Source organism: Bifidobacterium sp. MSK.17.10 (assembly GCF_019129655.1).
Lineage (GTDB): Bacteria > Actinomycetota > Actinomycetes > Actinomycetales > Bifidobacteriaceae > Bifidobacterium > Bifidobacterium adolescentis.
This window is the reverse complement of record NZ_JAHOJD010000001.1, coordinates 237,815-250,977: the sequence shown is the minus strand read 5'-3', so window position 1 is coordinate 250,977 and position 13,163 is coordinate 237,815. Positions and strand designations below refer to the sequence as shown.

Sequence of the window (13,163 nt, the reverse complement as noted above, 5' to 3'; positions counted from 1 at the left end):
TGTCGGCAGACTTAACGTTCAACACATTCACCACGTACACTGGAAACCATGCAGCAGATCAACATCGTCATCTCCGGTTTCACGCCCTACGAAGGCATCGACGTCAATCCGGCCGTGCTCGTGCCGGCGGCGGCAGCCAAGCAATGGGCCGATCCGGCGCAATCGCAGTCGATCTCCGAAGAACTGCTGCAGGACATCGCCGTCACCGTCACCAACGTCACGCTTCCGGTGAGCTTCGCCAAAGCCTGGCCCACACTGCTGGAAGCCATCGAACAGGCCAAGCCGGACATCGTCATCGCCACAGGGCTCAAGCGCACCTCCCGTGGCATTCTGCTAGAACGATGCGCCACAAATCTCATGGATGCGGCCAAGCCGGATGCCGACAACGTGATTCCGCCCCGCCGCCCGATCGACCCGGAAGGTCCGGCCGCGTACTGGACGCGCCTGCCGTTGCGGTCGATACTGCACGATTTCGCCAAACACGAGATTCCCGCCGCGTTGAGTTCCGACGCCGGTACGTTCGTATGCAATTCGCTGTTCTACCATCTGCTCAACTGGTCGGCGGGCCAGGAACGTCGCATTCTGTCGGGGTTCGTCAGCCTGCCGATCGTCAACGGTCGGCCGCACGAACGTGGACTGTCGATCGAACAGCAGACCGCTGCGGTCGATGACGTGCTGCGTGAATCGGTACGATACTTCCTGCAACCCTCGTCAAGCGACATTCTGCTTGGCTGAGGACGGCTCCGCTTTCTACGGCACGATTTTCTGCGACATGTGAGTCATGCGGTTTCGACACGTGGTCGCGGACATACCGCCATACCCCCGACAGACTTTTTCGAACGATTTCTGTGCTCTCTGTGAGAATAATGCATTTCGTTCTGCGTGCCGCCTGCTGACTGAGATAGAGTACTGAACGAGTGCGCGCTGGCAGATGCGCAAAGTGTAGGGAATTCGTGAAAGGAAAAGGGCATGGTTGAGCAGTTCCCAATCGTGTTGAGGGGGTACGACAAGGATCGAGTCGACGAGGCGTTCGCTTCGGCTCAGGAGACGGTGAACCGTCTGCGTGAGCAGGTCAAGGCCGACGACCAGACCATCCTTGAGCTGCAGGCGCAGCTGCAGGAGGAAAAGAACAAGAAGGCCGCTCCGAAGTCCTTCGCGTCACTGGGCGCCAACGCCCAGCAGATGCTCGCCAGCGCGGAACAGACCAGCGCCGAGCTGCTTGAACGAGCCAAGAAGGACGCTTCCGCGGCCCGCGCCACGGTGCAGCTGCAGGCTGAAACACTGCTGAACAACGCCAAAATCGACGCCAGGCGCATCATGGACGACGCCAACGCCAAGGCGGCCAAGGTGCTCGGTGACGCCAAGGACGAATCCGAAGCCATGAGGGCCAATGCCCAGCATGAGGTCGACCAGATGCGCAGCGAGGCCCAGAAGGCCGTGGTGGCGCAGCGTCAGACCGTCGATCTGGAACTGACCAACTCCCGTGAGGAACACGGCAAGCGTCTTGCCGCCGAACGCGCCACGCAGGAACGTGAGATTTCCGACATGCGCACCGAGGCGACCAGCAAGATCGCCGAACAGCGCAAGAACGCCAATGAGGAGATCTCACGCCTGAAGAGCGAGACCAACGACCAGATCGAATCCGCGCTTGCCGAAGCCAACAAGAAGCTGGCGGACGTGCGCGAGCAGGTGTCCAAGATGATGACCGACGCGCAGCGCCGTGCCGCCGAAATCACCGACACCGCCAAGGCGAAGGCCCAGGAGATCACCGACGAGGCGGAAGTGCACCGCACCAAGACCATCAGCCAGGTCAACGCCGAAGTGGAGCAGATCCGCGCCGACATCTCCGCCCAGCAGGAGGAGGCCACGAAGAAGGTCAATGAGCTGCTCACCGACCTGAACGAACGTCGCGAGGCCGCCAACAAGCAGGCCAGCGAGTTGATTTCCTCCGCGCAGAAGACCCGTGACGAGGCTGAGGCGTACGCTTCCAGCAAGCGTGACGAGGCGGACGCGAACGCGGCGAGCATCCTCAAGCAGGCCACCGAAGACGCCGACGAGCAGATCAACGAGCGTCGCGAGGCCGCGAAGAAGGAACTGGACGGCGTGCAGCAGCGCATCGCCGACCTGCAGAGCCGTGAGGCCCAGATCACGCAGCGCGTCAGCGAACTGCGTGCCATGTTCTCCAACGCGTTCTCCGGTTTCGGCATGAACGACCTGTCCGTGGTCAACGCCGTCGATGAAGGCGAGCCTTCCGACGCGCAATCTGATGACGACGCGCAGCACGACGATGAGACCGCCGCACCGGCAGACGCCGACACGCAGGATGCCGTCGAGAACGATTCCGCAGCCGAGACCGAGCCGGAAGGCGACGCCGAATCCGCAGACGCTTCGCAGAACAACTGAAACCATAGAAAGGGAATGGATAATGACCGACATCACGCCATTGAGCGGTGATGAACTGAACAAGCTCGTCGACGATTTCGAAGCAAGCGAGCACAATCGCATGGCCATGAACGCCGTCACGGCGGCCGGCATCGACAAGGTGGCGCGCAACTACGATCGCGCCCGTCTGATGCAGCGTCGTTTCTCCACCGTCGTGGACAACGGCACCGTCACCCATCAGGACCGTTCCGGCCGTTGCTGGCTGTTCAGCTCGCTGAACGTGGCCCGTTTCGTGGCCAAGCAGAACATGGGTCTCAAGGAGTTCGAGTTCTCCCAGAACTACGCCATGTACTACGACAAGCTCGAACGCGTCAACTACTTCCTGAAGGACGTGGCGGCTCTGGTAGAGGCCGGCGAGCCTGCCGATTCGCGTCTGATGCGGCATCTGCTGTCCGACGTGATGGGCGACGGCGGCCAGTGGACCATGGCCATGAACGTGTACAAGAAGTATGGCGCGGTGCCGAAGGATCTGTTCCCGGAGACCGAATCCTCCAAGAACACCGGTGAGATGAACGTGCAGCTGCGCCGCATGCTGCACACCGCGGTTGCGCATATGTACGCTGATCCGTCCGCGATCGATGCGATCATCGCCGATGCGGTCGCCGCCGGTCACCGTATTCTGACGATTCACTTGGGCGAGCCGCCGAAGAGCTTCGATTGGGAGTGGACCGACAAGGATGGCGAGTTCCACCGCGATGGCGAGATCACGCCTGTCGAGTTCTGGAAGAAGTATGTGGGTTCCGCCGATTTGGAAAGCTATGTCTGCCTGGTGGACGATCCGCGTCAGGAGCACGTCAAGGGCAAGAAGATCGGCATCGAGCATCTGGGCAACGTGGCCGGGGGAGACCCGACCGAGTACCTCAACGTGCCGAACCAGTTCATGAAGGACTGCGTGCGTCAGATTCTTCAGGAACAGGGCATTCCGGTATGGTTCGGCGCTGACTGCCATCCGATGATGGACCGTGAGAACGGCGCGTGGGCCACCGACCTGTTCGAGTATGGCCGCGTGTATGGCGTCGATTTCGATCTGGACAAGGAACAGCGTGTCCGTTTCGGCGATTCCGCGATGAATCACGCGATGGCGTTCGTCGGTGTGGATGTGGATGAGGATGGCCACACCACCCGCCGTTGGCGTGTGGAGAACTCGTGGGGAGACAAGATCGCCGACAAGGGCTACTTCACCATGAGCGACGACTGGTTCACCGAATACGTCTACGAGGTCGCCGTCCCCAAGGCCCTCCTTCCCGCCGAATACCTCAAGGCCCTAGAAGAACCCGCCACCATGCTCCCCGCGTGGGATCCGATGGGCGCATTGGCCAAATAGCGCGCGGAGCGCGCGCTGGCCAATACGCGCCGAGCGAATAGCGGAAGCCCGGTGGGCTTCCGCCGCGAGGGAAAACGCCGACAGGCGTTTTCGAGGCTGCAGGCCTCATCGCCTCAGCCCGGCAGGCCCCATGACGCACGTTTCCCCCAAAAAAGACCCAACCCGGACTCTCCGTCCGCGTTGGGTCTTTCCTATATCGCTTTCTTCGTCCCACGTCACCCCCACCCATTCCACCATGCAGTCGCCCATCCCCATATTCCGTCCCCATCCGTTAAGGTAACGACGGTGGCGCTATCGCGCTACGCAAGCATAATGATGCAGGGGAGGAACAGAAGCGATGGCAGGTCTTCGCGGTCCGGATAGTTCGAAGGATGCACAGCTGTTGGATGAGCGCGCCGTGTTTCCGGAGACCGTGGATGTCAATATTCGTCAGCTTGACCCGATTCCCGCTCCCCGATATTTTCTTAAGGAACTTCCGCTCACGAACGAGATGAGCGATCTGGTGTTGAAGTCCCGTCAGGAGATTCGTGACGTGCTGCATGGCCGTGACGATCGTCTGCTGGCCATCGTCGGCCCGTGTTCGATTCATGATCCGAAGGCTGCGCACGAGTATGCGGAGAGGCTTGCCGCCGTCAAGAAGGAGCTTGATGATCGTCTGGTCATCGTCATGCGCGTGTATTTCGAGAAGCCGCGCACCACGATCGGTTGGAAGGGTCTGATCAACGATCCTGATCTTGACGGCCAGTTCAATATTCGCAAGGGCATGTTCATGGCTCGCAAGGTGCTTACCGACGTGCTGGGGCTCGGCTTGCCCGCCGCTACGGAATGGCTTGATCCGATTACCCCGCAGTATATTTGCGATCTGATCAGCTGGGGCGCTATTGGCGCGCGTAATACGGAAAGCCAGGTGCACCGCGAGCTGGCGTCCGGCATGTCCATGCCGATCGGTTTCAAGAACGCTACGGATGGTTCCATCAAGCCGGCGGCCGATTCGTGTTTCGCGGCCGCTTTCGAGCATCATTTCCTCTCCATCAATCTGGATGGTCGTGTGATTTCCGCGGAGACCAAGGGCAATCCCGACTGCCATCTGGTGCTGCGTGGTTCCTCGCATGGTCCGAACTGCGATGCCGCTTCCGTGGTCCAAGCGTTGGCGGATCTCAAGGCTTCCAAGGCTTCCGGACCAAGCGAGCATGGTCTGATCATCGATGCCGCGCACGGCAACTGTGGCAAGAACGAGGTGCGCGAGGCCGAAGTGGTCGAAGAAATCGCCGCACGCGTCGCGGCCGGCGAACAGGGCATTCTCGGCATCATGATGGAAAGCTTCCTCAAGGCGGGCAATCAGAAGCCCGCGCCGCTCGACCAGCTGGAATACGGCAAGTCGATCACCGACGCATGCGTGCCGTGGGATCGTACCGAGCAGCTGCTGCACACGCTTGCCGACGCGGTCGACGCGCGTCGCAAGCTTGGCTGATGTTTCTGCACCATCGTTGCTATCCTTGGGAAAGGAAGCGACAAGGAGAGCGAGATCATGCAGCAGCAGCTGAACACGCCTGAGGATTTACGTGCCATTAGGCAGGCCATGGATGAGGGCAAGAATCCGCTGGTGGAGACCGACGTGCCGCGCTGGGAGGACCAGGTGGGCATCAGCCGCATCGTGAACCGCCGCGTGCTGGAATTCGAAGTGTTGCCCACGCCGGCGCAGGTGTTGGGCGACCTGCCGTTGAGCGAGCAGGCGCAGGAGATCGTCGCCTATTCGCGTGATGAGATTCGTGCCTGCCTGTACGGTCAGGACGATCGCCTGCTGGTGGTTGTCGGTCCGTGTTCCGTTCACGATCCGAAGGCCGCGCTCGATTACGCGCGTCGCCTGTCCGCGTTGAAAGGCGAGTTGGATGGCGAGCTGCTGATCGTCATGCGCGTGTATTTCGAGAAGCCGCGCACCACGGTCGGTTGGAAGGGTCTGATCAACGATCCGGATATCGACGGCAGCTGCAATATCAGGAAGGGCTTGCTGTTGGCCCGCCGCACGCTGCTTGGTGTGCTTGACGAGGGTTTGGCGGCGGCCACGGAGTTTTTGGAGCCGACCAGTCCGCAGTATATTTCCGATGCGATTAGCTGGGGTGCGATCGGCGCGCGCAATACGGAAAGCCAGGTGCACCGGCAGTTGGCGTCCGGCCTGTCCATGCCGATCGGCTTCAAGAACGCCACGGACGGTTCCATCAAGGCTCCGGCCGATTCCTGCTTCGCTTCCGCACAACAGCACACGTTTTTCGGCATCGACCATCTCGGCCGCGCCGCCGTGGTCAAAACGCTCGGCAATCCCGACTGCCATGTGGTGTTGCGTGGTTCCTCGCACGGCCCGAATTACGATGCCGCTTCGGTGGCCAAGGCCATGGACACCATCCGCGCCGAAATGCCGGCCGATTCCGCTGCGGCACATGGGCTGATCGTCGACTGCTCGCATGGCAACTCCGGCAAAGACGAGCATCGTCAGGCGCAGGTGGTGCGTGACATCGCGGGCCGTATCGCCAAAGGCGAGCAGGGCATCACCGGCATCATGATGGAAAGCTTCATCGAAGGCGGCAACCAGAAGGCCGCGCCGCTCGACCAGCTCGTCTACGGCAAGTCCATCACCGACAAATGTCTGAGCTGGAACACCACGGAACAGCTGCTACGCGAGCTTGCCCATGCGGTGGCCGCGCGCCGCTGGAAGTGACCGATTCGATTCACTATCCGCGCGATTGCAGAAAATTCGGGAAACGCGAATCGCAATCGCGTAAAACAACACTCAAGACAGCACGTAAGACAGGGAGGGTGCAATGACCGCAATCGCCATCATCGGCGCCATGGATGAGGAAGTCGCCAATATCGCAACGGCACTGAGCAACGTCACCGTCACCGAGGAAGCCGGCGTCAAGGTGACGCGCGGCACCCTCGAAACCAACAAGGGCACCGCCGTCAACGTCGCCGCGACCGTCGGCGGCATGGGCACCGTCAACATCGCCGCCACCACGCAGCATCTGATCGACGCTGACCAGCCGGACGCCGTGATCTTCTCCGGCATCGCGGGCAATCTCAACACGAATCTGCACATCAACGACGTGGTGCTCGGCGGCACCCTGCGCTATCTCGACACCGACATGCGATTGGTGGGCCAATTCAAGCCCGGCACCGCCGACCGGCCCATCGAGGAATACCATAGCGACGACCGTCTGCTCGAACTGGCCGACCAGGCGCTGAACGACTTGAACATTCACCATATCGTCGGCATCATCGCCACCGGCAACTATTTCGTCGATGATCCGCAGAAGGTCGAGCAGGTGATCCGTGAGACCGGCGCGGACGCGGTGGAAATGGAAGGCGCCGCCGTCGCGCATGTCGCCGCCCGCAACGACGTTCCCGCATTGGTGATTCGCGCGCTGAGCGACAACGCGGACACCGACTACGAGGATTTCAAAACGTTCGACATTTCCGAATACGCGGACACCGCCGCGAAACTGACGGTGAACATCGCCAAACGCATGTAGCGTTCATGTGGCGTTGCGAAACGCCTAACGTTGCGAAAAGCCGTTTCCACATCCCGTTTGCCGCATGACCCGTCATCATGCATCGTCATATCGGCAAACGGGACGTCTCATATTCCGATATGCTGCGTTTCGGAAGATGAACGGCAGGAAAACTTCCGGTGGCGTGAGAGAATCGCATACGCGAAAGCCTCTCCGAAGCCGCTAGTCTTAAGGAAGAACTGAGGATTATCGGAAGGTGAACGCATGACGTTGGAGCAGATGCTGGCAACGCCGTCGGTGGTTGCGGCATTGGTGGTCGTGGCCGTGGTCGTGTTCGTCGTGGCGTTCCTGCTTGGCCGCAGACGAGGCTTCCAGGATGTGCAGGACGGCGTCGACCCCAATGATCCGAGCCTGTTCGGAGCTGCGAAGAACGCGTCCCTGTTCGGCCCCCGCGTTCCCGTGCAGTCCACGGAACGCCAGCTGGTGGCCGTCATGCCCGAAGCTTTGGTGGTCGTAGACTCGCTGGCCACGGTCCAATACGCATCCCCGGCCGCGCGGCGCTTCGGCATCATCCACGACCAGGCGATGGCGCTCGCGGAAATCCGCGACATCGTGAAACTGGTCTCCACAGACAGCGTGGTGCGCGAACGCGAACTGACCATCCCCCTGCACGGCCGCACGCGAACGGGCGTGGTGAACACGAACGGCAAAGGCGTCGAAGCCGGCAAGCCGCTGCCCGAAGACACGCTCTACCTGCACGTGCGCGTCGGACAGATCGCCGACAACCTATTTGCGATTTTCATTTCCGACATGAGCGAGCAACGCCGTTTCGAAATCATGCGGCGCGATTTCGTCACCAACGTCTCGCACGAACTGAAAACCCCGGCAGGCGCGATTTCTCTGCTCGCCGAAACGATCGGCGACGCGGCCGACGATCCGGACGCGGTGAAATACTTCTCCGGCCGAATCTCCAAGGAATCCGAACGATTGACGGAACTGGTCCACCGTCTGATCGACCTGCAGAAAGCGCAAAGCGCGGCAGCGATGCTCAACGCGGAACGGCTGTCCGTGCTGTCCGTGGCACGCGAGGCGCTCGCCGAAAACCAGGTCAAGGCCGAATCGAAGCACATCAGCCTGGTCCTGTCCGTGAACGGCCGGCAGGTGCTGGTGCATGCGAACGCCGAGGAACTGGCCAAGGAAGCCGAACAGAACCTGGACGTGTTCGTGGTCGCTGACCATGAGACCATCAAAACTGCGGTGAAGAACCTGGTGGAGAACGCCATCAACTATTCGCCGGAACATACCACGGTGGCCGTCGGCATCGGCATCGAATCCGGCAAGGTGGCGATTCGCGTCGTGGACCAGGGCATCGGCATCCCCGCGGCGTCGCTCAGCAGAATTTTCGAGCGATTCTACCGCGTCGATCCGGCGCGCTCCCGTGAAACCGGCGGCACCGGCCTGGGATTGGCCATCACCAAGCATTGCGTCGAGGATTGCGGCGGCACCATCTCCGTATGGTCGCGTGAGGGGGAGGGATCCACCTTCACCATCACGATGCCGCAGGCTTCGGGCGCTGCGGAACCCGACCATCCGGCGGATTCGGCGAATGATAACACCCGTGAAAAGAAACAGTCCGGCCACTCCACCACAACAGAGAATGAGGAGAACCACTGATGACGCGAATTCTGATCGTCGAGGACGAAGAGTCGTACCGTGAGCCGCTGGTCTACCAGCTCACCCGTGAAGGGTACGACGTGTCCGCCGCGGCCACCGGTGAAGAAGGATTGGAACTGTTCACCAAGGGTGGTATCGATCTGGTGCTGCTCGATCTGATGCTGCCCGGTCTTGACGGCACCGCGCTGTGCCGTCGGATCCGCGAGCAAAGCCGTGTGCCGATCATCATGCTGACCGCGAAAAGCGCGGAAATCGACAAGGTCGTCGGCCTTGAAATCGGCGCGGACGACTACATCACCAAACCGTATTCCTTCCGTGAGCTGCTGGCACGCATCCGCGCGGTGCTGCGCCGCAACCAGATGGTCGCCGAATCCGGAGAAGCCGCCGACGACGATATTCCGCTCGTATGCGGTGACATTTCCATGAGAATCGGCCAGCATGAGGTGACGGTCCGCGGCGAGAACGTGTTCTTCCCGCTGAAGGAATTCGAACTGCTGGAATACCTCATGCAGAACAAGGGCCGCGTGATGACCCGCCACCAGCTGATCGACCGCATCTGGGGCTCCGACTATGTCGGCGACACCAAGACGCTGGACGTGCATGTCAAGCGCGTGCGCGCCAAAATCGAGGAGGACCCGGGCCATCCCAAGTATCTGACCACCGTGCGCGGCCTCGGATACAAGATCGATACGCCAAGCGAATGATGATGAAAGGCTTGGTATAGCGCGCATTCGCATCGTGCTTGCAAAGAACGGTGAACGGAAGGAACGTCGAACGGCGAAGGTGTCGTAGACTGTTCATCTTCCGTTCACCGTTTTTGGTTTGGGGCGAGTGAAACGCCCAATAGGCTGGAGATTGTCATGAAGAACGATGGCGACAACAGAAAATCGAAAAATCAGAAACACACGCCATCTGAATGTTGACAGAGGGAAAAGAATAATGCGTAACTCCATTCTCGTACGCTCCATCGCCGCTGTGTCCGGCATTGTGATGCTGGCTTCCGTCGCGGCTTGCGGTGACAACACCACCGCTTCCACCGATTCTTCGGCCAAGTCCGATACCAAGACCGAAACCGTTTCCGGCAACTTCTCCGGCGCTGGCGCTTCTTCCCAGCAGGCCGCCGTCGAAGCTTGGATCGCCGGCTTCCAGGGCACCAACCCGGACGCCAAGGTCGCTTACAACCCGTCCGGTTCCGGCGCTGGCGTGTCCACCTTCCTGACCGGTGCAACCGCATGGGCCGGCTCCGACGCTGCTCTCGCCGATAACGAGGTCGAGCAGTCCAAGAGCGTGTGCGCTTCCGGCACCGCCTTCGACATCCCGGTCTACATTTCCCCGATCGCCGTCGTCTTCAACCTGCAGGGCGTGTCCGGCAAGGGCAAGACCCTGAACATGGACGCCGAGACCATCGCCAAGATCTTCGACGGCAAGATCACCAAGTGGAACGATGACGCCATCAAGAAGCAGAACCCGAAGGTCGATCTGCCTGACCTCGACATCACCGTGGTGCACCGTTCCGACAAGTCCGGCACCACCAAGAACTTCCTGAGCTACGTCAAGGACGCCGCTGGCGACGCATGGAGCTACGACCTCGGCGAGAACTGGCCGAACGAGGTCGGCCAGGGCGCCAAGGGCACTTCCGGCGTGATCTCCACCGTGCAGCAGGCTGACGGCACCATCGGTTACGCCGATGCCTCCCAGGCCGGCGATCTGGGCACCGTGGCCGTGAAGGTCGGCGACGATTACGTCCCGTTCTCCGCTGAAGCCGCCGCCAAGGTCGTGGACGCCTCCCCGCTCGACGATTCCGCCAAGGGTGACAACCGCGTGGTCGTCAAGCTCGACCACAACACCACCGAGAAGGGCGCCTACCCGATCGTGCTGGTCTCCTACGACGTCGCCTGCCCGGCATACAAGGACGCCAACACCGCCAAGTTCGTCAAGTCCTGGCTCACCTACGTGACCAGCGACGAAGGCCAGCAGACCGCCGCTTCCGCAGCCGGCTCCGCTCCGATGTCCAACACCCTGCGTCAGAAGGTCGTCAAGTCCATCGACGCCATCAAAACCAAGTGAGCCCATCACAGTGGGGCGATCGCTTTCGGTGATCGGTGACTGACCGTAGGTTTCAGGCCGCAGCCGCGTAAAAAACGGCTGCGGCCTGAAACGATACCTACGGACGATACGCAAAACCAGAAAAATCGAAAGCAATCGCAAGCAAACCAAAAGGAGAACCCGTGAGTTCGCAAAGCAAAACGGCACAGCAGCCGGTGAGCGGCAAGAACGCGGATAAGGTGTTCAAGGGCGTGGCCTACGCCTGCGGCATCCTGATCCTCGTCGTGCTCGCCGCGGTCGCGCTGTTCCTGCTGTTCCGCGCGTGGCCGTTGATCGGCGGTGACCAGAAGGCCAACAGCGCGACCATCAGCAACTTCACCGGCGGCAAGGCTTCCAGCTTCTGGGGCTACGTCGGACCGCTGCTGTTCGGTACCGTGCTGATTTCCGCCCTGGCACTGCTGATTTCCTTCTTCGTGTCGGTCGGCATCGCACTGTTCATCTCGCATTACGCGCCGAAGAAGCTCGCCACCGCCCTGAGCTATGTGGTCGATCTGCTCGCCGCCATCCCGTCCGTTATCTACGGTCTGTGGGGCGGTCTGGTGCTGGTGCCCGCCATCTACCCGTTCTGGAATTGGGTGGCCAAATACCTTGGCTGGATTCCGATTTTCGCCGGTCCCGCCGCCAATCCCTCCCGTACCGTGGCCACCGTGTCCGTGGTGCTGGCCGTCATGATCCTGCCGATCATCACCTCCATGTCCCGCGACATCTTCCTGCAGACCCCTCGCCTTCAGGAAGAGGCGGCTCTGGCCCTCGGCGCCACGAAGTGGGAAATGGTCAAGCTCGCGGTCCTGCCGTTCGGCAAGTCCGGCGTCGTGTCCGCCTCCATGCTCGGCCTCGGTCGTGCGCTCGGCGAGACGATGGCCGTGCTCATGATCCTGTCCCCGGGCCTCAACTACTCCGTCAAGCTGCTGCAGGCCTCGCAGAACCAGACCATCGCCGCGAACATCGCCGCGCAGTATCCGGAAGCCAACGATCTGGGTGTTTCCGTGCTGATCGGCACCGGCCTGGTCCTGTTCCTGATTACCTTCGTGGTGAACTTCATCGCTCGTAAGCTCACCGAGAAAGCGAGTGTGTGATGACCGCCGCAAATAACGACGCTTCGCCGATGGACGGCGCTCCCGTCATCGACTTCGACAAGTTCAAGCCGACCCGTTCCTTCACCTCAGCGCGCAAGCGCAAGGACTTCGCCATGAAGGCGCTCATCTCGTGCGCGTTCATCGTGGCGTTGATCCCGCTGTTCTCGGTGCTGCTCACCACCATCATCAACGGCGTCAAGAGGCTGAACCTCAACTTCCTGAGCTACAACATGACCGGCGTGGTCGGCGGCAACCCGACCCCGTCCGGCGGCTACGGCGGCATCCTGCACGCCATCATCGGCACGCTGGAAATCACCTTCGGCGCCATGCTCATCTCCATCCCGATCGGCCTGATGTGCGCCGTGTACCTGGTGGAATATTCCAACCGTGGCAAGCTGGCACAGGTCATCACCCTGCTGGTCGACGTGATGAGCGGCATCCCGTCCATCGTCGCAGGCCTGTTCGCCTTCTCGATGTTCACGATTCTGATCGGCCCCGGCACCATCAACGGTTTCGAAGGCTCCGTCGCCCTTTCCCTGCTGATGCTGCCGACCGTGGTCAAGTCGTCCGAGGAAATGCTCAAGATCGTGCCGCACGATTTGCGCGAGGCCTCGTACGCCCTGGGCGTCACGAAGCAGCGCACGATCACGAAGATCGTGCTGCGCACCGCCCTGCCGGGCATCGTTTCGGGTGCGATTCTCGCCGTCGCCCGCGTGATCGGTGAAACCGCTCCGTTGCTGATGACCGCAGGCTACATCGCCTCCACGAACGTCAACCTCTTCTCCGGCCAGATGACCACGCTTCCGGTGTACGTCTACCAGGAGTATTCCAAGCTCAACGCGAACTGCCCGGCCAACGCTTCCGCGGCCTGCGTCACCACCATCCCGATGGAACGCGCCTGGGCCGCAGCCCTTGTGCTGATTCTCATCGTGCTGATCCTCAACCTCATCGGCCGTCTCGTGGCGAAGGTCTTCGCCGTCAAGTCGGAACGCTGAGCGCGGTCGAATAGTCGAAAACATAAGAACAATAAGGAAAACA

At 61.1% G+C, this 13,163-nt stretch carries 11 protein-coding genes; all 11 read left to right on the top strand.

Annotated features, from left to right (window positions below; genetic code table 11):
• The first annotated feature begins 48 nt into the window (after positions 1 to 48).
• The 11 genes from KSX58_RS01110 (at position 49) to pstA (ending at position 13,120) form a co-directional block, all read left to right on the top strand.
• Complete coding sequence (locus tag KSX58_RS01110; protein ID WP_217752020.1) at positions 49 to 735, top strand: pyroglutamyl-peptidase I; 687 nt, start codon at positions 49 to 51, stop codon at positions 733 to 735.
• 234 nt (positions 736 to 969) lie between these two features.
• Complete coding sequence (locus KSX58_RS01105) at positions 970 to 2,403, top strand: cell division protein (RefSeq protein ID WP_003807836.1); 1,434 nt, start codon at positions 970 to 972, stop codon at positions 2,401 to 2,403.
• A gap of 22 nt (positions 2,404 to 2,425) precedes the next feature.
• A complete protein-coding gene (locus tag KSX58_RS01100) occupies positions 2,426 to 3,766 on the top strand; it encodes a C1 family peptidase (RefSeq protein WP_039774756.1) in 1,341 nt (446 codons plus the stop codon).
• Positions 3,767 to 4,103: 337 nt separating this feature from the next.
• Positions 4,104 to 5,237 carry a 3-deoxy-7-phosphoheptulonate synthase gene (locus KSX58_RS01095; RefSeq protein WP_254882458.1) on the top strand — a complete coding sequence of 378 codons (1,134 nt, stop codon included), beginning with the start codon at positions 4,104 to 4,106 and terminating at the stop codon, positions 5,235 to 5,237.
• Positions 5,238 to 5,294: 57 nt separating this feature from the next.
• Positions 5,295 to 6,479: a 3-deoxy-7-phosphoheptulonate synthase gene (locus tag KSX58_RS01090; protein WP_003807843.1), complete on the top strand. Its 1,185-nt coding sequence runs from the start codon at positions 5,295 to 5,297 to the stop codon at positions 6,477 to 6,479.
• A gap of 103 nt (positions 6,480 to 6,582) precedes the next feature.
• The gene (gene mtnN / locus KSX58_RS01085) at positions 6,583 to 7,290 is read left to right on the top strand and encodes a 5'-methylthioadenosine/S-adenosylhomocysteine nucleosidase (protein ID WP_003807845.1); all 708 of its coding nucleotides are present in this window, start codon (positions 6,583 to 6,585) and stop codon (positions 7,288 to 7,290) included.
• A 243-nt stretch (positions 7,291 to 7,533) separates the two neighbouring features.
• A complete protein-coding gene (locus KSX58_RS01080) occupies positions 7,534 to 8,943 on the top strand; it encodes a cell wall metabolism sensor histidine kinase WalK (RefSeq protein ID WP_042989792.1) in 1,410 nt (469 codons plus the stop codon).
• Positions 8,943 to 9,647: a response regulator transcription factor gene (locus tag KSX58_RS01075; protein WP_003807850.1), complete on the top strand. Its 705-nt coding sequence runs from the start codon at positions 8,943 to 8,945 to the stop codon at positions 9,645 to 9,647. Before KSX58_RS01080 ends, KSX58_RS01075 begins: the two co-directional genes overlap by 1 nt.
• Positions 9,648 to 9,882: 235 nt before the next feature.
• On the top strand, positions 9,883 to 11,010 hold the full coding sequence (gene pstS, locus KSX58_RS01070; protein ID WP_003807851.1) for a phosphate ABC transporter substrate-binding protein PstS: 1,128 nt from the start codon (positions 9,883 to 9,885) through the stop codon (positions 11,008 to 11,010).
• A 161-nt stretch (positions 11,011 to 11,171) separates the two neighbouring features.
• Entirely contained in the window at positions 11,172 to 12,125 is a 954-nt protein-coding gene (gene pstC, locus KSX58_RS01065; protein WP_003807855.1) for a phosphate ABC transporter permease subunit PstC, read from the top strand.
• Entirely contained in the window at positions 12,125 to 13,120 is a 996-nt protein-coding gene (pstA, locus tag KSX58_RS01060) for a phosphate ABC transporter permease PstA (RefSeq protein WP_038444042.1), read from the top strand. The genes pstC and pstA overlap by 1 nt, the downstream gene beginning before the upstream one ends.
• Positions 13,121 to 13,163: the final 43 nt, after the last annotated feature.